Below are 16,620 nucleotides of genomic sequence, written 5' to 3'. Positions count from 1 at the left end.
GTCTTCCCCTTGTACCGGCCTTCTGTCACATCCGGTTGGCTGTACGGACGGGCGGCCGTCGACGGCGCCTCCCCAAGATCGGGCAACAATCGGGCAACAGAGGCAAACCGCCTGGCCGGAAACAGGTGGCGGGGGCATGCCATCCCGGCTCAACCCTTGCGGCGGCGGTCGCGCTACCCGCCCGACCGGTCACACTCCGTGGCTGACGGGTGAGGTCCGGGTTTCGTACAGAGGCCCTGTCGGTGTGACTTCTCGTGCGGGGGGGCTGGGTTCAGAGAAGGGGGGTGAGCCAGCGGCGGAGGAGTTCGGTGTAGTGGGTGGGGGCGGAGTTCCAGAGGGTGGTGTGGTCGGCGCCCGGGAAAGGCCGGAGGCTGACCACGCCGGGGCGGGCGGCGGCGAGGCGCTCGGCGGCGCGGAACGGGGCGACCTGATCGTCGGGGCTGTGCAGGAGGAGGGTGGGGACGCGCAGGTCGGCACCCTCGGCGATGCGGCTGAAGTCGGCGAGGTCGACGCCGGTGCGGCCCTCGGCCGCGAGGGCGCCGAGCTCGGCGGCGGCGCCGGTGTAGCCGGCCCGGGCGGCGCCGCGGCGGGCGGTGGCGGGCAGGTCGAGGACCGGCGAGTCCAGGACGAGACCGCTGATGGCATGGGCCCAGGCGGAGCGGGAGGCCGTCTGGAGGGCCATGGTGGCGCCGAGGGACCAGCCGTACAGGATGACCCGGCCGGCGCCGCTGTCGAGGGCGAGCCGGACCGCCGACTCGACGTCGCGCCACTCGGTCTCGCCGAAGTGGCCGAGCCCGTCCGGCGAGGCGGGGGCGCCCTGGTCGCCCCGGTAGGTGACGGCGAGGGCGGGCAGGGCGAGGCGGTCGAGCACGGGGAGGACCGGGAGGGTCTGCTGCCGGTCGGCGCCGGGGCCGTGGACGAGGATCACCCAGGTGCCGCGTTTGCCGTCGAGGCGCCAGGCGGGGAGGGCGCCGAGTTCGCCGTCGGCGGCGGTGTCGGTGAAGGGGAGGCCGAGCGCCTCCGTGGGGTCGCCGAGGTGGACGCGGGGGGTGAAGCGGACCTCGGTGCCGGGAGTGAGGGTGCCCCGGTCGGCGCGGACGAGGCGGCGGGTGACACCGTTCTCGTCGCTGTGCAGGACGTCCTCGACGACGGCGTGGCCGTGGTCGTCCCACTCCACGGCCCAGCGGCCGGGGCGCAGGCTCTCGGGGCGGCGGTTGAAGGTGATCCGGCCCGCGGCGAGGCTCCGCACCAGGACGGGGCCCGACTCCCGGACGGCGCTCGCCGGGTGGACCAGCCGTTCGGAGGCCCGACGGCCGATCACCAGGACGGCGGCCCCGGCGCCGACGACGGCGGCCGCCACGACGGCCGCGGTTCCCCAACGCATATCGCTCCCCGCTCTGCTGGTCTTGGCTGGTCTTGGACCGGACGGTGTCCGGGCGGTGTCCGGGCGCTGCTCGGACGGTGTTCGGGCACCAGTTCACCGGGGGGCCGCGCGGGCGGCCACCGGGCTGGGCCGTCCGGGTCACGGCGGGGCGTCGGGCGGGGCGGGCCTCGGGCGGGCGGGGCGTCGGGCGGGGCGGGCGAGAACGGCACCGGCGACGGGGCTCCGAGGTGTGACCAACCCCTCCGTGACCTCGGTTGACTCCCGGTTCGGCCGCGTGATGGGATCCTGGGGCCAAACGGAGGCATGCAGAGGAAGCCGGTGCGAGTCCGGCGCGGTCCCGCCACTGTCACCGGGGAGCACGCTCGGAACATTGCCACGGCGGACCGTCAGAAGCCGCTGGAAGGCCCGGGGGTGCGTCCGACCCGGAAGCCAGGAGACTCTCGCCCCCGGTACGTCGATCCAGGGCGCGGACCCTGAGTGAGGACACGCACGCGATGCAGGCTGCCCCGACCCGCCGGACCCCACGCGGCCTTCCGCCGAACCCGCCGTGCGCCCGCTGACCCGCGCCGCCGCGTTCGCGCTCGGCGCCGCCGCGGGCTTCGCCGCGGACGCCCGCTTCGCCGACCCCCGGCGCGGCCACCCGGTGGCCGTGTTCGGCGGCGCGGCGACCCGGCTGGAGCGGCGGGTGTGGCAGGACGACCGGGTGGCCGGCGCCGGGTACACGGCGCTGTGCGTGGGCGCGGTCGCGGCCGGCGCGGTGGCCCTGGACCGTACGGTGGGCCGGCGTCCGCTGGGCCGGGCCGCGCTGGCGGCCGCCGCTACCTGGACGGTGCTGGGCGGCACCTCGCTGACCCGGGAGGCGCGCACCATCGGCCGGTCGCTGGCCACGGGCGACCTGACGGCCGCGCGGGAACGGCTGCCGCACCTGTGCGGGCGGGATCCGAGCACGCTGGACGGGCCGCAGATCGCCCGCGCGGTGGTCGAGTCGGTCGCCGAGAACACGGCGGACGCCGTGGTGAACGCGCTGGTCTGGGGCACGCTGGCGGGCACGCCGGGGCTGCTGGCGTTCCGCGCGGTGAACACGCTGGACGCGATGGTCGGCCACCGCTCGCCGCGGTACGCCCGGTTCGGCTGGGCCTCGGCCCGGCTGGACGACGTGGCGGGCTGGCCGGGCGCCCGGCTGACGGCGCTGCTCACGGTGGCCGCCGCGCCGCAGCCGAAAACGGCCTGGCGGGTCTGGCGGCGGGACGGTTCGGCGCACCCGAGCCCGAACGCGGGCCAGGCGGAGGCGGCCTTCGCGGGCGCGGTGGGCGTCCGGCTGGGCGGGACCCTCCAGTACGGGGAGCGGGTGGAGCACCGGCCGGTGCTGGGCGCGGAGTTGCGCCCGGTGACGGTGGACGACATCGAGCGGGCCTGCGTGCTCTCCCGGCGGGTGGGCGCGCTGGCCCTGGGTACGACGGTCGCGGGGCACGTCGCGCTGCGCTTGCTGATGACACGGTGGAGGGGAAGGGCATGAGCAACGCACTGCTGGTCGCCGGGACGACCTCGGACGCGGGCAAGAGCGTGGTGACCGCGGGCATCTGCCGCTGGCTGGCCCGGCAGGGGGTGCGGGTCGCGCCGTTCAAGGCGCAGAACATGTCGCTGAACTCCTTCGTCACCGCCGACGGCGCCGAGATCGGCCGGGCGCAGGCGATGCAGGCGCAGGCGGCCCGGGTGGAGCCGGAGGCGGCGATGAACCCGGTGCTGCTGAAGCCGGGCGCGGACGGCCGCAGCCAGGTGGTGCTGCTGGGCCGGCCGGTCGCCGAGGTGGGCGCGCTGGACTACCGCGAGCGCAAGCCCGTCCTGCTGGAACGGTCGCTGGAGTGCCTGGCGGATCTGCGCCGCCGCTACGAGGTGGTGGTCTGCGAGGGCGCCGGTTCGCCCGCCGAGATCAACCTGCGGGACCGGGACATCGCCAACATGGGCCTGGCGACGGCCGCCGGGCTGCCGGTGGTGGTGGTCGGGGACATCGACCGCGGCGGCGTCTTCGCGGCGATGTACGGGACGCTGGCGCTGCTGTCGGCGCAGGACCAGCGGCACGTGGCGGGCTGGTTCGTCAACAAGTTCCGCGGCGACGCGCGGCTGCTGGCGCCCGGCCTGGAGATGCTGCACGGGCTGACCGGCCGTCCGGTGCTCGGCACCCTGCCGATGCTGCCGGGCCTGTGGCTGGACGCCGAGGACTCGCTGGACCTGTCCACGGTGGTGGACCGGGTCGACGGCCGCGGCCCGCTCGGGGCGGACGTGCTGCGGGTGGCCGTGGTGCGCTTCCCCCGGCTGTCGAACTTCACCGACCTGGACGCGCTGGCGCAGGAGCCCGGCGTGCTGGTGCGCTGGGTGACCCGGCCGGAGGAACTGGCCGACGCCGACCTGGTGGTGCTGCCCGGCACCCGGGCCACCGTGGCCGACCTGGCCTGGCTGCGCGAACGCGGCCTGGAGCCGGCGCTGAAGGCGCGGACGGCGGCCGGGCTGCCGGTCCTCGGGGTGTGCGGCGGCTACCAGATGCTGGCGCGCGGGATCGAGGACGAGGTGGAGTCCGGGGCCGGCTCGGTCGAGGGCCTGGGCCTGCTGCCGACGCACGTGCGGTTCGGCGCCGAGAAGGTGCTGGCGCGGCCGGTCGGCACGGCGTACGGGCAGCGGGTCGAGGGGTACGAGATCCACCACGGGGTGGTGGCCGTGGAGGGGGGCGAGCCGTTCTTCTCCGATGACGACGGGCGCGGCCTGGACGGCTGCCGGGTCGGCCCGGTGTGGGGCACGACCTGGCACGGCGCGCTGGAGAACGACGGCTTCCGTCGTGAACTCCTGCGCGAGGTCGCCGCGTTGGCGGGCCGGGCGTTCGTGCCGGCGCCGGACACCTCGTTCGCCGAGGCGCGCGAGGCCCGGCTGGACCGGCTGGGCGACCTGATCGAGGAGCACGCGGACACCGACGCGCTGTGGAAGCTGATCGAGGGCGGGGTGCCGGCGGCCGGATCGCTGCCGTTCCTGGCGCCCGGGGCACCTGGGGAGTATGCATGAGTGACGTCCGCTATCCGTTCACCGCGATCGTCGGCATGCCCGACCTGCGGCTCGGCCTGCTGCTCAACGCGGTCTCGCCGGCCGTGGGCGGCGTGCTGGTGCGCGGCGAGAAGGGCACCGCGAAGTCGACCATGGTGCGCGCGCTGGCCGGCCTGCTGCCGACCCTCGCGGCCGTCGACGGCTGCCGGTTCGCCTGCGACCCGGCCGCGCCGGACCCGCAGTGCCCGGACGGTCCGCACGACCTCCCCTCGGCGTCCGAACGCCCCGCCCAGCTGGTCGAGTTGCCGGTCGGCGTGGCCGAGGACCGGATCGTCGGCTCGCTCGACCTGGAACGGGCGCTCGCCGAGGGCGTCAAGGCGTACGAGCCGGGGCTGCTCGCCAAGGCGCACCGCGGCGTGCTCTACATCGACGAGGTGAACCTGCTCCAGGACCACGTCGTGGACCTGCTGCTGGACGCCGCCGCGATGGGCCGCTCGTACGTCGAGCGCGAGGGCGTGTCGGTGCGGCACGCCGCCCGCTTCCTGCTGGTCGGCACGATGAACCCCGAGGAGGGCGAGCTGCGGCCGCAGCTGCTCGACCGGTTCGGCCTGACCGTCGAGATCGCCGCCACCCGGGACCCGGCCGAGCGCGCCGAGGTGGTCCGCCGCCGGCTCGGCTACGACGCCGACCCGGCCGGCTTCGCCGCGCGGTTCGCCGCGGACGAGCAGGCGCTCGCCGAACGCATCACCGCCGCCCGGGAGTTGCTGCCCAAGGTGGAGCTGACCGATGTGGCGCTGCGTCAGATCACCGCCGTGTGCGCCGCGTTCGAGGTGGACGGGCTGCGCGCCGACATCGTGATGGCCCGCACCGCCGTCGCGCTCGCCGCCTGGGACGGGCGGACCGAGGTGCTGGAGGAGGACGTCCGCAAGGCCGCCCAGCTGGCGCTGCCGCACCGGCGCCGCCGCAACCCCTTCGACGCGCCGGGGCTGGACGAGGAGCAGCTCGACCGGACGCTGGAGGAGCACGCACAGCCGGAGGAGCCCGCGCAGCCATCGGAGCCCTCGGAGCCCTCGGAGCCCGAGGGGTCCGGGGAGCTCGGGGGCTCAGGAGAGGCCGAGGGCGACGGGGACGGCGAGGGCGACGGCCCCGAGGACGACGGTCCGGGCCCGGACGGCGGCCCCGGCGGCGGCCCGGACGGCGGCGGGGCCCCCGAGCCCACCTCCGGCCCGGAGGCATCGGCCGCCGAGCCGGACGAGCCGCTCCAGCAGCCCGTACCGGCCCAACACCCCGCCCCCGCCCGGGAGTCGGCGCCGGTCGCGGCCGGCGACCCGTACCGGACCAAGCTGTTCACCGTGCAGGGCACCGGCCACGGCGCCCAGGGCCGCCGCTCCCCCGCCGAGACCACCGGCGGGCACACCGTGCGCGCCCGGCGCCCCCAGGGCACGCTCAGCCGCCTGCACCTGACCGCCACCTTGCAGGCCGCCGCGCCGCACCAGGCGGCACGCGGGCGGGCCGGCCGGGCGCTGGTGCTGCGCAAGGACGACTTCCGCGAACAGGTCCGCCAGGGGCGGGAGTCCAACCTGGTGCTGTTCGTCGTCGACGCCTCCGGCTCGATGGCCGCCCGGCAGCGGATGACCGCCGTCAAGGGCGCCGTGCTGTCCCTGCTGATGGACGCCTACCAGCGGCGCGACAAGATCGGCATGATCACCTTCCGGGGCGCGGACGCCGAACTGGCGCTGCCGCCGACCTCGTCCGTGGAGGTCGGCGCGGCCCGGCTGGAGTCGCTGCCCACCGGCGGCCGCACCCCGCTGGCCGCCGGCCTGCTGCGCGCGCACGAGGTGCTGCGGGTGGAGCGGCTGCGCGACCCGAGCCGCCGCCCGCTGCTGGTCGTGGTGACCGACGGCCGGGCCACCGGCGGGCGGGACGCGCTCGCCCGGTCGCAGCGCGCGGCCGGACTGTTCGCCGCGCAGGGCACCGCCAGCGTGGTGCTGGACTGCGAGTCCGGCCCCGTCCGGCTCGGCCTCGCCCGCACCCTGGCCGGGCTGCTCGGCGGCACCGCCGTCAGTCTGGACGAGCTGCGCCCCGAGGGCGTCGCCTCGCTCGTCCGCGAGAACCGCCACGACGGCCGGCGTGACAGCCGGCAGGAGAACCGTCGCGAGAACCGTGCCACCACCATGCGAAAGGCGGCCTGAGCCGACATGCCCAAGGGTGTCCCCGAGAGCGTCCCCGACGACGGCCTGACGACCCGTCAGCGTCGCACGCAGCCGATCACCGCCGTGCACACCGGCCCCGGCAAGGGCAAGTCCACGGCCGCGTTCGGCATGGCGCTGCGGGCCTGGAACCAGGGCTGGCCCGTCGGGGTGTTCCAGTTCGTGAAGTCCGCCAAGTGGAAGGTCGGCGAGGAGAACGCGCTGCGCGTGCTCGGCGCCTCCGGCGAGGGCGGCACGGTCGACTGGCACAAGATGGGCTCCGGCTGGTCGTGGATCCAGCGCTCCAGCGAGATGGAGATGGACAGCGAGGCGGCCGCCAAGGAGGGCTGGGAGCAGGTCAAGCGCGACCTGGCGGCCGAGACCTACCGCTTCTACGTGCTGGACGAGTTCACTTACCCCATGCACTGGGGCTGGGTCGACCCGGAGGAGGTCGTGTCGGTGCTCAAGGACCGCCCGGGCAGCCAGCACGTCGTCATCACCGGCCGGTACGCGCCCGAACCGCTGACCGAATTCGCCGACCTGGTCACCGAGATGACCAAGGTCAAGCACCCCATGGACGCCGGCCGCAAGGGCCAGCGCGGTATCGAGTGGTAGACCGTTGAGCACTGCCGGCAGGCCGTTGGCCGCCATCCCCCGCCTCGTCATCGCCGCGCCTTCCTCGGGCGCCGGCAAGACCACCGTCGCCACCGGCCTGATCGCGGCGCTCGCCGCGCGCGGACTGGCGGTGTCCCCGCACAAGGTCGGCCCCGACTACATCGACCCGGGCTACCACGCGCTCGCCGCCGGGCGCCCGGGCCGCAACCTGGACGCCTTCATGTGCGGCCCGGAGCGGATCGCCCCGCTCTTCCTGCACGGCGCGGCGGGGGCGGACGTCGCGGTGGTCGAGGGGGTCATGGGCCTGTTCGACGGGGCCTCCGGGCGGGGGGAGCTGGCCTCCACCGCGCACGTCGCCAAGCTGCTGCGGGCGCCCGTGGTCCTGGTGGTGGACGGCTCCTCGCAGTCCCGGTCGGTGGCCGCGCTGGTGCACGGCTTCGCCTCCTGGGACCCGGAGGTGCGCCTCGCCGGGGTGATCCTCAACCGGGTCGCCTCCGACCGGCACGAACAACTCCTGCGCGAGGCCCTGGAGGAGGGCTCGGGCGTGCCCGTGCTGGGCGCGCTGCGCCGCTCCACGACGGTCGCCACGCCGTCGCGCCACCTCGGGCTGATCCCGGCCGTGGAGCGCTCGGCGGAGGCCCTGCGCGCCGTCGCCGACATGGGTGAACTCGTCGCCGCCTCGGTCGACTTGGACGCCCTGCTCGAACTCGCCCGGACGGCACCGGAGTTGACCGCCGAACCGTGGAACCCGTCGGCCGAGGTCGACCCGGTGGCCGGCACGCCGCGGATCGCGGTCGCGGGCGGCGCCGCGTTCTCCTTCTCGTACGCCGAGAACGCCGAACTCCTCACCGCCGCAGGCGCCGAGGTCGTCCCCTTCGACCCGCTGCACGCCTCGGCACTGCCCGACGGCACGGCCGGCCTGGTGGTCGGCGGCGGCTTCCCCGAGCTGTACGTCCAGGAGCTGAGCGGCAACACGGCACTGCGCGGGGCCATCGCGGCGTTCGCCGCCGGCGGCGGCCCGATCGCCGCCGAATGCGCCGGACTGCTCTACCTGGGGCGCGAGTTGGACGGCCTGCCGATGTGCGGCGTACTGGACACCGGCGCCCGGATGACCGACCGGCTCACCCTCGGCTACCGGGAGGCCGTCGCCCTGCACGACTCCCCGCTCGCCCGGACCGGCACCCGGGTACACGGCCACGAGTTCCACCGGACGGTCTGCGAACCGGGCGCGGGCGAACACCCCGCCTGGGGCTGGCGCCTGCCCACCGGCCCCCGCACCGAGGGCTTCGCGGGCAGCCACGTCCACGCCTCCTACCTGCACCTGCACTGGGCCGGAGCCCCGTCCCTGGCCACCTCCTTCGCCTCCGCCGCAGCCGCCCACCAGGCAACCCCCGGCAAGCCCGCGTCACCGTGACCCCCCTCGGCGGGCCACCCGGCCCTGCGTCGGCAGGGCCTGAGGGCCGGACGCCTGTCCGCTACGCCTCGGTGTCCTTCGGGTGCCTGGGCGAGGCATAGACGAGGTGGACGACGCGGGCCGCCTCGTCCACCACGTACCGCACCCGGCCGCCGGCGGTCACCTCGTACTCCCACTGCGGCAGCTCGACGCCCCCGAACACGCGGGCGGCCAGCCGGCCCCGCAGCCGGTGCTGTCGATCCGGATCCCCCGTGGACAGGGGGTTCGCCCGGAGCGCCTCGAAACAGCGGCGGGCGTTCCCGGACGCCTCCGCACACAGCTCCCCCCACCCCTTGGCAGCCTCCGTCGTACCGAATCGCAGCCGCCACTCCGTCCCGACGGGCGGGGGCGGCACATCATCACCGCGCTTCGGGCTCACGGCTCGATCACCTCGCCGTGATCGTCGCCGGGCAGGGGCCTGGCGAGCTCTGCCGCCAGCTCCGGGTCGGCCAGCACTCTCGCGGTGGCGCGCCACTCGACTATCACCCGGTGCAGATTGGCGTGCACGTCCAGGTCCACGGCATCGCGCGTCGCGTCCACGAGGTCGACGACGAACTCGCGCACCTCCGCGGCCGACAGGTGCCGGACCCAGGGGAAGACGGCGGGGAGAGCCAGGAGCACCGCCTGCGTGCCCTCATCGCTGCTGATCAACGCGGCGAACAGGCGAGCGGCGACATCCGCGGTCTGCTCGCGCTGACGGTCGTGACGCTCGGTGGTGAGGTACAGGTCCTCCCCGTCGCGGCGCGTGACGTGCACGCGCTGGACTCGCTCCACACTGTCCGCGACGCGCTTGGAGTTCTTCGACAGATCGGAGAACGACACGGTGAGAGTCGACATGGCTCGACGCTAGTTCGGAATACGTTCCGAAGTCAATCGCACGGGCCGCCCGGCCGCGCCCTGCCCCTCTCAGGACGGGCCGTTGCCGAAGGTGCCGGTCAGGGGGTCGGGGCGGTCGGCGCGGTGGCAGGCGGCGCAGCGGAGGCGGGTGTAGATCGCCACCGGGCCCATGAAGACGTCCTCGCGGCCGTCCGCCGGGGAGGCGGAGGCGGCCGGCCCGCCACAGTCCAGGCAGGCGCGGCGGGGGCGGGCGGCGATGGAGCAAGCGCGGCAGAGCAGGTGGGTCGGGTGCTCGGCGTGGACGACCACGGGCTGGGGGCCGCCGTCGAGCAGATGGACGCACCACGTGCAGGACTCGTCCACCTGCGCCGCCAGCATCCGGGCCCTGGTCTCCTGCTGCCACCTGGCGGCCTTCTGCACCGGGACCGTCACCGGCGGCCCCCACCCGGCGGCACTGAGCCACTGGGCCCCCTCCGCCCCTGCCGCCCGCAGCTGGTCGTCGACGGCGATGTCCCTGGGGGTCTTGTCCTTCATGGGCTCCTCCTCCGGTGCGGTTCCCGCCGGGTTAACGCCACCGGGGAGGCCATGGACACGCGAACGGCCCGACCACTACGGCCACCTACCGCTGCCGCCGCCCGCGCACGCCCGGACCGACCGTCACCGCGGGGCCGCCCCGGCCCCCCAACGTACGCCGAAGCGCCGGGCCGCGCGGCGGTTCAGGCACAGACGCCGGGGCGCGCTCAGCCCAGCAGGGGCTCGGTGTCGCCGTGCGCGATGAGGAGCTTGCGCAGCAGGGTGTCGAGTTGGGCGCGCTCCTCGGCGTCGAGGCCCGCGAGGATGCGCTCCTCGTTGCGGACGTGGCCGGCCAGCGCGGTGTCGATGAGGTCCTTGCCGGCCGGGGTGAGGCGGACCAACACGGCGCGGCGGTCGTCGGGGCAGGGGTTGCGTTCGACCAGGCCCTTGGCGGAGAGACGGTCGACCCGGTTGGTGATGGCGCCGGAGGTGACCATGGCGGCCTTGAGGAGGGCGCGGGCGTTGAGCTCGTAGGGTTCGCCGGAGCGGCGCAGGGTGGCCAGGACGTCGAACTCGGAGGAGTCCAGGCCGCAGGAGCCGAAGTACTCGCGCAGGGCGCCGTCGACGCGGACGTTGAGGCGTCGCAGCCGGCCGATCAGGCCGATGGCCTCGGTGTTCAGGTCGGGGCGGGTCCTGGTCCACTGCTCGACGATCTCGTCGACGGTGTCGCGCTGCTGCATGGCCTGACGCCTCCTTGGTTGCCGCTCGCCGCGGCTCACGGCTGGACTGGCAGGCAACTATCTTAACATTCACATACTTGACGTTCACTCACCCAGGGGCGTATTAATTATCTCAACGTTCAGATAATCAACGTTGAGGGGGATGTCATGGGTGGAACACGCGCAGGAGTGGCCGTCACGGCGGCACTCGCCCCGGCGGCCTGGGGCACGACCTACCTGGTCACCACAGAACTCCTGCCCGAAGGCCGTCCACTGCTGCTCGCCGCCCTGCGGGCCCTCCCCGCCGGACTGCTCCTCCTGCTCATCGGCCGCAAACTGCCCAAGGGGCGCTGGTGGGGGCGCGCGGCCGTGCTCGGGATGCTCAACATCGGGCTGTTCTTCCCGCTCACCTTCGTCGGCGCCTACCGCCTGCCCGGCGGCGTCGCCGCCACCATCGGCGCGATCCAGCCGCTGCTCGTGACCGGCCTCTCGATCGGCATCCTCGGCGTACGGCCCGGACGGCGGGCACTGCTCGCAGGGCTCGCCGGCGTCGGCGGCGTCGCCCTGCTGGTACTGAAGAGCGGCGCCCGACTGGACGCCACCGGGATCGCCGCCATGGTCGGTGCGATCGCACTGATGGCCACGGGCACCGTCCTCACCCGCCGCTGGGGCCGCCCGGAAGGGGCCACCCTGCTCGACCTGACGGCCTGGCAGCTGCTCGCCGGATCACTGCTCCTCGTCCCGCTCGCGGCCGTCGTCGAAGGCGCGCCGCCCGCACTCAGCGGCGCCAACCTCGCCGGGTTCGCCTACCTCGGGCTGTTCAGCACCGCGCTCGGCTACGTCCTCTGGTTCCGCGGCATCGACCGCCTCGGCGCCGGACCGGCCTCCTTCCTCGGCCTGATCAACCCGGTCGTCGCGACCGTGGGCGGCCTCGTCATCCTCGGCCAGACCCTCACCCGCTGGCAACTCCTCGGCCTGCTGCTCGCCCTCGGCGCCATGCTCGCCGGCCAGGCCCCCACCCGAAAGCCCACTCCCGCTCCCGACCCCGACCCCGACACCGCCACCGTCCCCGACGCCCCCACGCTCGCCCCGGCCACCCGCTGACCACCGACCGCCCGGACAAGGAACACACCATGCACTACGTCCTCATCACCCGCACCGACCACACCCCGGACGCCGCCCTCGGCCACTACCTCGCCAACGTCGGCGCCACCATGGAGCCCTACCAGGGCCGCCTGCTCGCCTTCGACACCCCGGCCCGTCTGGAAGGCGAGACCGCCTACACCAAGACCGCCATCCTCGAATTCCCCACCGCGGCCGACGCCGACGGCTGGTACCACTCCCCCGCCTACCAGGCCCTCGCCACCTGGCGCATCACCACCATGGGCCACCCCGTCACCATCACCACCGTCCCCGGCCTACCCACCTGACCCACCCCTGCCCCCACCCACCAACACACCGCAGCCCCGCCGGTCCCCACCGGCGGGGCTCCGGCTCGTCAGCGGCACCCGGCGGGCTGCGCCCTCAGCCGGTGGCGCGGATGTAGATGTCGGCGGCGCCGGGGGCGGCGCCGGGGATGGTGGCGACGTAGATGCGGCGGGTGGTCTGGGGGTGGGTGGGGGGCGGGGTGGGGGTGAGGGAAGGGGTGGGGGTGGGCGTCGGGGTGGGGGTTGGGGCCGGGGGGAGGGTGACGGAGGGGGTGGGCTCGGGGGTGTCGTCGTCGAGGTCCGGGGTGGGGTCGGCGTCGGGGTCGGGGTCGGCGTCGGCGGCCTGGAGGCCGGGGGGTGCCGCGGGTACCGGGGGCGCCGGGTCGGCGGTGGTGGTGGCGTCGGGGGTGGGTGACGGGGTGGGCTCAGGGTCCGGGGGGAGTTCGGGGGCCTCGGCCGGGCCGTCGCCGCCGAGGGCGGCGGTGAGGTCGGCGGGGAGGGGGGCGGTGGGGCCGGGGGCCGGGAGGTCGTAGGCGCGCAGGAAGTCGCCGAGGCCGACGTCCTTGCCCGCGACGCGGTAGTGCAGGTACGCGATGGGGGCGCCGCCGGGGGTGTGGGTGTAGATGGCGCCGACGGGGACATAGGAACGGCCGACGCCGGGGTGCTGGGAGGGGTGGAGGCCGGCGAGGAGTTCGGCGCGGTCGCGGTCGGTCTCGCGGCCGACGCGGCCGGCGGTGAGCGAGTTGACGCCGCGCACCACGAGGGCGGCCGCGACGGACACGCAGAGGACCAGTCCGACGGCGACGGTGCGTCGCAGGACGGGTCGGCCGTGCAGGGCCGGCCAGGAGTCGGTGACCGCGCGCTCGGGCGGGATGCCGTCCACGTTTGTCGTTCCCCCGTTCGATCAGGACGTCATTGTGCTCGACGAGGGACCGTAGCCGAGAGTTCCTCAGCCCAGGTAGGCGGGGGCGACCGCGGCCTGGGTGACCCGCCGGGGGGCGCCGCCGCCGTCGGCGGGGACGGTCCACAGGTCGGCGCCGTAGTCGCCGGGCAGAGCGTAGAGGAGGGTGCCGGTGTCCGACCAGACGGCCTGGTCGTCGATGTTGCGCTGTTCGGCGGTGGCGGTCTCGGTCATGGTGGCGAGGTCGAGGACGTACAGGCGCCAGGGGGCGTCGGGGGACAGGCCGGGGACGCGCTTCTTGTACGCGATGCGGGTGCCGTCCGGGGAGAGCGAGGGGCACTCGACGTTCTCGTGCAGGGTGGTGAGGGTGTGGGCGGCGAGGTCGCCGCGGACGAGGTGGGTGTGGCCGCCGGTGGCGAGGGTCGCGTAGAAGGTGTTGTCGTCGGCGAAGGTCACGCCCCAGATGTTGATGTCGTGGGCCTGGTACGGGTGGCCGTCCTTGATCACGTCGAAGGTCTCCAGGTTGTCCCGGAGGTTCCCGTCGCGGACGTCGACGATGGAGGTGCGGGTGGAGAAGTCGGTGCCCGCGTAGGAGTCGCCGCTGACGAAGACCGTCCAGGCGGCGAGGTGCCCGGACGGGGAGACCCGGGAGCGGGTGGGGATGCCGGCCGCCGGGTAGGAGCGCCGTTCGCGCAGGTGGTCGTCGAGGACGACGGCGCGGTAGGTGTCCTCCAGGGCGCCGTGCTGGGCCTGGAGGCAGATGCCGGTGCCGGCGGCGGCGTAGAAGCGCAGGCACTGGACGCCGGAGGCGGTGCGCGGGCCGTCCGGGCGGTCGGCGGGGACGGCGGTGAGTTCGTCGCGGTGCGGGCCCCAGGCCATGTTGCGGAAGACCAGCTTCCGCCCCTCGGAGGGCTTCTGCAGGGTGACGGCGCCCTCGGTGACGGCGGGACCGCCGGGCTGGGCCTGGTCGCGCCGGGCGGTGCGGTCGGCGGCGTGGAGGACGGCCCCGGTGCCGACGGCGCCGAGCAGCAGGACGGCGACCAGGAGGATGATCACCCTGGTCCGGTTCTGGAGTCGGTTCACGGGCTCTCCTCGACGGTGGTGGTGACGGCGGGTTCACGCAGGACGGCGGCCGCGCCGAGCACGCAGAGCGCGAGCGCCCCCGCCGACCAGCCCAGCGCGCCGGTGCCGCCGACCGCGCTCCACAGCGCGCCGAACAGCAGCGAGCAGGCGAACCGGGCGAGCGCCTGCCCGGTGCCGACCAGGGCGAGCCCGGCGCCCCGCTGCCCGGCCGGGACGGCGTCGGCCGCGGCGGCGGCGAGCACGCCGTCGGTGGCCGCGTAGAAGGCACCGTGCAGCACGAGGACGCAGACGGCCACCGCCGGGCCGCCGGCCGGTGAGAGCAGCAGCCCGTACGCGAGCAGCAGCAGCACGTGCCCGCCGAGGAAGAGCCGGCGGCGGCCGATCCGGTCGGCGAGGGCGCCGAGCGGGACGGCGAGCAGCAGGAAGGCGGCGGCGGTGCCGAGCGGCAGCAGCGGGAACAGGTCGACGGAGAGGCCGAGCCGGCGCTGGACGAGGAGGTAGAGGAAGGAGTCGCTGACGGTGGTGAGTCCGAGCAGGACGGCGCAGAGCGTGAGCCGTCGCAGCCCGGGCAGCCGCAGCAGGGTGAGGCTGTCGCGCAGCGAGGGAACCGCAGTTGACGGATCGTCAGTCGACGGCCGGTTCGGCACGAACAGCAGCAGGACCAGCACGCCGAGGGCGGCGACGCACGCGCTGACCGTGAACACCGCGTTGTAGCCGTGCCGTTCGCCGCCGTCGGCGAGCATCGGCCCGCCCGCCAGGCGCAGCACGAGGAAGGCGGTGAGCGGGCCGAGCAGGGCGCCGGCGGTGTCCATCGCCCGGTGCACGCCGAACGCCCGTCCACGGTGGGCGGGTTCGGTGGAGAGCGAGATCATCGCGTCCCGGGGCGCGGTGCGCAGGCCCTTGCCGGTACGGTCGACGGCGATCACGGCGCCGATCAGCGGCACGGTGTGGACGAGCAGCAGCAGCGGTTTGCAGAGCGCGGACAGGCCGTAGCCGACGGCCGCGACGGTCTTGTGGCGGGCGGCGCCGTCGCGGCCGCGGCGGTCGGCGAGGTGGCCCCCGGCGAGGCGGACGAGCGCGCTGAACCCGTTCTGGATGCCGTCCAGCAGCCCGAAGCCGAGCGGGGAGAGGCCGAGGCCGGTGAGCAGGTAGAGCGGCAGGACGGCGGTGACCATCTCGGAGGAGATGTCGGTGACCAGGCTGACGGCGCCGAGGGCGAGCACCGTCCCGGGTACGGCGCGCAGGGCGGCGCCGCGCCGCCCCGGCGGCTCCGTTGCGGAGGCCGGGGCGGCGGGGGCCTTGGAGCTGCGGGAGTCCGCGACGTACACGGGCGTCAGTTCCAGATGCCGGTGATGTCGGTGGCGTTGGCGGCGTTGCCCGCGTGGGTGGTCAGCCCGGCGAGGTCCTCCAGGGTGCGCAGCACGTTGTAGTGGTTGTAGGTGGTGCCGGTGCTGCTGCCGGGGGTGACGTGGGCGCCGTAGACGACGGTCGGGATGCGGTTGCCGGCGAGGCGGTTGTCCTCGTCGAAGGTGACCACGAGCAGGCTGTTGTGGCTCTTGGCCCAGGTGGCGTAGGCGGCGAGGTTGGTCTGCAGCCAGGTGTCACCGGTGCCGACGGAACAGTCGTGCATGTCGTTGCACAGGTCCGGGATGACGAAGGAGACCTTGGGCAGGGTGGTGTAGTCGGTCGGGAAGGCGTCCATGCCGTAGGCGCTGGAGGCGGGCACGTTGCCGAAGCCGAACCACGGGTTGTGCTTCTGCGCGTAGTTGTCGACGCGGCAGTCGGTGGCGCCCTGGGCGGGCAGGCCCTCGTTGTAGCTGGCCCAGGTCTGGCCGGCGGCGAGCAGTTCGGAGCCCAGGTTGGGCTGCTGGAGGGCGCCGACGTCGACGCAGCTGTCGTCGGTGACGCCCTGCGCGCTGCCGGAGAACAGCATGTAGTAGTTGGGCTGGCTGGGGTGGGTGAGCGCGAAGGACTGGGTGAGCGTGGCGCCGCCGGCGACCAGCGTGTTGTTGATGTACGGCGCGCTGGAGCTGCTGCCGATGACCTGCGAGTAGGCGTGGTTCTCCATCACCACGACGATCACGTGGTCGGGCGAGGGCAGCCCGCCGGCGGTGTCGGCGGCCGCGCTGCCGCCGGCGGCCCACAGGCCGAGCGAGCCGCCGACGAGGCCGAGCCCGGCGGCGAGGGCGGTGAGGGGCCGGCGGAGCGGGCGGCGGAAGGGGCGGCGGGGGGACGTGGTTCCGGGGGTGCGGAGTCGTGCGAAGGCCATCGGGTCCTCCGTGCGTCGGGGCTGCCTGGTTGGAGCGCCGAGAACAGTAGGATCGCGCCGTGTCGTGTACCGCACAAGACAAGTGAAGAACAGACGAACAGCTGCCGCCCGTCGGCGGTCCACGTCACAGCCGCCCCGATTGACCCGTTCCGACCGGGCGTGGTGGGATCACGGGGGCCCTTGTGGCGGGATCACGGATG

General features: G+C 74.8%; 16 protein-coding genes and 1 riboswitch. Of the genes, 7 read left to right on the top strand and 9 right to left on the bottom strand.

Going from position 1 to position 16,620, the window contains the following annotated elements:
• Window positions 1-271: 271 nt before the first annotated feature.
• The gene (locus AB0R04_RS07545) at window positions 272-1,384 is read right to left on the bottom strand and encodes an alpha/beta hydrolase (protein WP_063349588.1); all 1,113 of its coding nucleotides are present in this window, start codon (window positions 1,382-1,384) and stop codon (window positions 272-274) included.
• Window positions 1,385-1,691: 307 nt separating this feature from the next.
• Window positions 1,692-1,824, top strand: a riboswitch (cobalamin riboswitch).
• A 107-nt stretch (window positions 1,825-1,931) separates the two neighbouring features.
• Here AB0R04_RS07545 and AB0R04_RS07540 point away from each other — a divergent pair.
• From AB0R04_RS07540 to AB0R04_RS07520, 5 genes are read left to right on the top strand one after another with little or no spacing between them, the layout of a single operon-like run.
• A complete protein-coding gene (locus AB0R04_RS07540) occupies window positions 1,932-2,900 on the top strand; it encodes a cobalamin biosynthesis protein (protein ID WP_363369045.1) in 969 nt (322 codons plus the stop codon).
• Window positions 2,897-4,435: a cobyric acid synthase gene (locus tag AB0R04_RS07535; RefSeq protein ID WP_363369043.1), complete on the top strand. Its 1,539-nt coding sequence runs from the start codon at window positions 2,897-2,899 to the stop codon at window positions 4,433-4,435. The genes AB0R04_RS07540 and AB0R04_RS07535 overlap by 4 nt, the downstream gene beginning before the upstream one ends.
• On the top strand, window positions 4,432-6,606 hold the full coding sequence (locus AB0R04_RS07530) for a putative cobaltochelatase (protein WP_363369041.1): 2,175 nt from the start codon (window positions 4,432-4,434) through the stop codon (window positions 6,604-6,606). Before AB0R04_RS07535 ends, AB0R04_RS07530 begins: the two co-directional genes overlap by 4 nt.
• 6 nt (window positions 6,607-6,612) lie before the next feature.
• Window positions 6,613-7,218: a cob(I)yrinic acid a,c-diamide adenosyltransferase gene (cobO, locus tag AB0R04_RS07525; protein ID WP_063349585.1), complete on the top strand. Its 606-nt coding sequence runs from the start codon at window positions 6,613-6,615 to the stop codon at window positions 7,216-7,218.
• 4 nt (window positions 7,219-7,222) lie between these two features.
• Window positions 7,223-8,632 carry a cobyrinate a,c-diamide synthase gene (locus tag AB0R04_RS07520; protein WP_363369038.1) on the top strand — a complete coding sequence of 470 codons (1,410 nt, stop codon included), beginning with the start codon at window positions 7,223-7,225 and terminating at the stop codon, window positions 8,630-8,632.
• A gap of 61 nt (window positions 8,633-8,693) precedes the next feature.
• On the opposite strand, the gene AB0R04_RS07515 is transcribed toward AB0R04_RS07520, so the two are convergent.
• From AB0R04_RS07515 to AB0R04_RS07500, 4 genes are all read right to left on the bottom strand, one after another.
• Window positions 8,694-9,050, bottom strand: a complete 357-nt coding sequence (locus AB0R04_RS07515) for a hypothetical protein (RefSeq protein WP_363369036.1) — start codon at window positions 9,048-9,050, stop codon at window positions 8,694-8,696.
• Complete coding sequence (locus AB0R04_RS07510; protein ID WP_063349582.1) at window positions 9,047-9,508, bottom strand: hypothetical protein; 462 nt, start codon at window positions 9,506-9,508, stop codon at window positions 9,047-9,049. The genes AB0R04_RS07515 and AB0R04_RS07510 overlap by 4 nt, the downstream gene beginning before the upstream one ends.
• A gap of 69 nt (window positions 9,509-9,577) precedes the next feature.
• Entirely contained in the window at window positions 9,578-10,042 is a 465-nt protein-coding gene (locus AB0R04_RS07505; RefSeq protein WP_363369034.1) for a hypothetical protein, read from the bottom strand.
• Window positions 10,043-10,248: 206 nt separating this feature from the next.
• A complete protein-coding gene (locus AB0R04_RS07500) occupies window positions 10,249-10,761 on the bottom strand; it encodes a MarR family transcriptional regulator (protein WP_363369032.1) in 513 nt (170 codons plus the stop codon).
• Window positions 10,762-10,908: 147 nt separating this feature from the next.
• On the opposite strand from AB0R04_RS07500, the gene AB0R04_RS07495 reads away from it, so the two are divergent.
• Both AB0R04_RS07495 and AB0R04_RS07490 read left to right on the top strand, forming a co-directional pair.
• Window positions 10,909-11,844, top strand: coding sequence for an EamA family transporter (locus tag AB0R04_RS07495; protein WP_363369030.1), 936 nt, complete (start codon window positions 10,909-10,911; stop codon window positions 11,842-11,844).
• A gap of 29 nt (window positions 11,845-11,873) precedes the next feature.
• Window positions 11,874-12,170 carry a DUF1330 domain-containing protein gene (locus AB0R04_RS07490; protein ID WP_363369028.1) on the top strand — a complete coding sequence of 99 codons (297 nt, stop codon included), beginning with the start codon at window positions 11,874-11,876 and terminating at the stop codon, window positions 12,168-12,170.
• A 94-nt stretch (window positions 12,171-12,264) separates the two neighbouring features.
• On the opposite strand, the gene AB0R04_RS07485 is transcribed toward AB0R04_RS07490, so the two are convergent.
• From AB0R04_RS07485 to AB0R04_RS07470, 4 genes are all read right to left on the bottom strand, one after another.
• Window positions 12,265-13,050 carry a hypothetical protein gene (locus AB0R04_RS07485; protein ID WP_363369026.1) on the bottom strand — a complete coding sequence of 262 codons (786 nt, stop codon included), beginning with the start codon at window positions 13,048-13,050 and terminating at the stop codon, window positions 12,265-12,267.
• Between the two features lie 66 nt (window positions 13,051-13,116).
• Complete coding sequence (locus AB0R04_RS07480; protein WP_363369024.1) at window positions 13,117-14,151, bottom strand: TolB-like translocation protein; 1,035 nt, start codon at window positions 14,149-14,151, stop codon at window positions 13,117-13,119.
• Window positions 14,148-15,479 (bottom strand): MFS transporter, encoded by a 1,332-nt coding sequence (locus tag AB0R04_RS07475; protein ID WP_363369022.1) that lies wholly within the window; start codon window positions 15,477-15,479, stop codon window positions 14,148-14,150. The genes AB0R04_RS07480 and AB0R04_RS07475 overlap by 4 nt, the downstream gene beginning before the upstream one ends.
• Window positions 15,480-15,484: 5 nt before the next feature.
• Window positions 15,485-16,420 carry an alkaline phosphatase family protein gene (locus tag AB0R04_RS07470; protein ID WP_063349574.1) on the bottom strand — a complete coding sequence of 312 codons (936 nt, stop codon included), beginning with the start codon at window positions 16,418-16,420 and terminating at the stop codon, window positions 15,485-15,487.
• Between the last annotated feature and the right edge of the window lie 200 nt (window positions 16,421-16,620).

Origin of the sequence: Kitasatospora sp. NPDC056731 (genome assembly GCF_040687675.1) — a bacterium.
GTDB lineage: Bacteria > Actinomycetota > Actinomycetes > Streptomycetales > Streptomycetaceae > Kitasatospora.
This window is presented reverse-complemented; position numbering and strand designations above follow the sequence as displayed.